The organism is Escherichia sp. Lx600-2 (genome assembly GCF_036662595.1).
In the GTDB taxonomy this organism is placed as follows: Bacteria; Pseudomonadota; Gammaproteobacteria; order Enterobacterales; family Enterobacteriaceae; genus Escherichia; species Escherichia coli.
The window spans coordinates 1-2,085 of sequence record NZ_JAYQWM010000202.1 but is presented as its reverse complement, the minus strand read 5'-3'; the positions used below and the strand labels follow the sequence as shown (position 1 = coordinate 2,085).

Here is a 2,085-nt window from a genome sequence, read left to right as displayed (position 1 = left end):
CACCCCATGTTCGCCGGGCGCTGCCGGTATGGGAATCACCCCATGTTCGCCGGGCGCTGCCGGTATGGGAATCACCCCATGTTCGCCGGGCGCTGCCGGTGTGTCAGCTCATACAGCTATGCAGCTAATGGCTTGTTGATGACACTGAATATAAATTTACCATTACTATCAATAGAGTAAGATGCTTTTAAGGGGGTTTTTTCATTGATTTGTTTTAGCGCTGGATCTAAAAAAGATCGTCTCAATTCGGCTAAATTTTTCTGTTGAGACTCAGGTAGCACGAACCGCTCATTGAGCCAAGCATGATTGGTTATCCAAAGTCCAGTTGATTTGAACTGACAGAGGCTTTCGTAGAGTCTTATTGTGCGCGGATTTCGTAGACTTCCACAATCATGCAATGAATAAGTGGTGAACTGACTGGTAAGTCCATAAATGTACGGAAGTAGCTTATGGTTAAACTCTATTTCCCATACCCCCCTTGCTGAACGGTTGCCAGCTTCAGTAAGCCAGGGTCTGGCAACACAATCATATCGACCTTCTTTTGGGTAAAAAACGACTGAAGAACGGCTTAATTCAATTACTCCATCTTTTACATCTTTGACAGCCTGATTCCGTGTCACACCGAAAACGGTTGCATATTCAGCAACGGATACTTTGAATACAGCATCTCCCAATACTACATCAGGTTTATCGCTATCATCAGTGGATGAAGCGGTGAAGTAAGTTTGCATAAGACACAGCCACAGAATGCGCTTGGCCTTCAAAGAGAGATAATATGCGGCTTCAGTCAATTCGTTAGCCTGTTTTACATTAACCTTTTTATTCAATATCTTATCCATGTTATCCACATTTTATGGGTGATTTTTTATACCCCACAATACCACGTTTAGGGATCTTGTAAATTATTTTTCAAAATCACATGAAAAGGTGGGCTGATTCCCATAAGAAGGTGGGCTGATTCCCATAAGAAGGTGGGCTGATTCCCATAAAAAGGTGGGCTGATTCCCATAAGAAGGTGGGCTGATTCCCATAAGAAGGTATTATTTATTTATAAAAATCAATGTATTACATAGTGGTAAAAGGTTATTAAAAAGAAAAAATTATATAAAAATTTATTAAAAATAACCCTGGGGATAACTATCTACTCAGCAAATGAGCGTCATTGCTATCTGTCATAAACTCACATTTGCGCTTCCTCGCTTTTGCTGTTCGTTCCTCGCGTTGCTGCGGTACGCCTCAGCAAAAGACTGCGGCGAGCGCTGCGATCTCTTAGGTAAGCGATTAGGTTTGATGCAGGGGGGATAAAAAGAATGAGGCCCATCACCGGCAAGTAATGGGCCTCTGTCTTTCCTGCGAAGGAGCAGATTAGACGTTGTAAGAAGTATAGACGAAAGCAGCGTGATATTGAAAGAGGATTCATAGCGCCTTATATTTAACCTCAATATTTAAATTTTGGTGAATTATGAAGAAATCTCTATTCAGTATCATCCTGCTGGCTACCACGTACCAGGCAAGCGCCGAACCTTGCATGGTGATCTTTGAACATGGTCAGTTAATTACGTTACCTGCGGCTGTCACACAGGCTGACCAGGTGAAAGGTATGTCAGGTGAAAATCACAGCACCGGCTTAATCCTCGCATGGAAAACAGCAGAACCCCGCGCGGTCTGGATGAAAGATACGCCAACCCCACTTACAGCCGCGTTCATCGGTGCTGATGGTGTTATCCAGAGTATTCAGGATATGCAGCCCAACAGCGACACAGCGCATTCATCACTACATCCCACGATAGCAATCATCGAGATGAGAACGGAAAAATTTAAACAGTTCAGGCTATCCAAAGGAGACAAAATCATATCCAGCCAATGTTTCCCCCTCAAATAACGCCTCACAGCCCCATAGAGCTGCTTCAACAAGAAAAACTAACTCAGGTATAGCCCGAACCAAGATAACCTCTTACAAAGCCATACAGAGCCATTCAACCAATATCACGCCAGTAATCCAGTTGTCATCGTGCCTGTAGGGGCGCTGGCCGCTGCGCGGCCATCCCCCCAACACCCGGATAAATCACGCCCGGCCCGTCGCTA

Annotated in this window: 2 protein-coding genes; one reads left to right on the top strand and one right to left on the bottom strand. The window is 44.5% G+C overall.

Annotated elements, in window-relative coordinates:
• Window positions 1–116 precede the first annotated feature (116 nt).
• The gene (locus OQV04_RS24390) at window positions 117–839 is read right to left on the bottom strand and encodes a replication initiation protein (protein WP_114447295.1); all 723 of its coding nucleotides are present in this window, start codon (window positions 837–839) and stop codon (window positions 117–119) included.
• A 623-nt stretch (window positions 840–1,462) separates the two neighbouring features.
• Between OQV04_RS24390 and OQV04_RS24385 the strand changes: the two genes are divergently transcribed.
• Complete coding sequence (locus tag OQV04_RS24385; protein WP_023223508.1) at window positions 1,463–1,882, top strand: DUF192 domain-containing protein; 420 nt, start codon at window positions 1,463–1,465, stop codon at window positions 1,880–1,882.
• The last annotated feature ends 203 nt before the right edge of the window (window positions 1,883–2,085 follow it).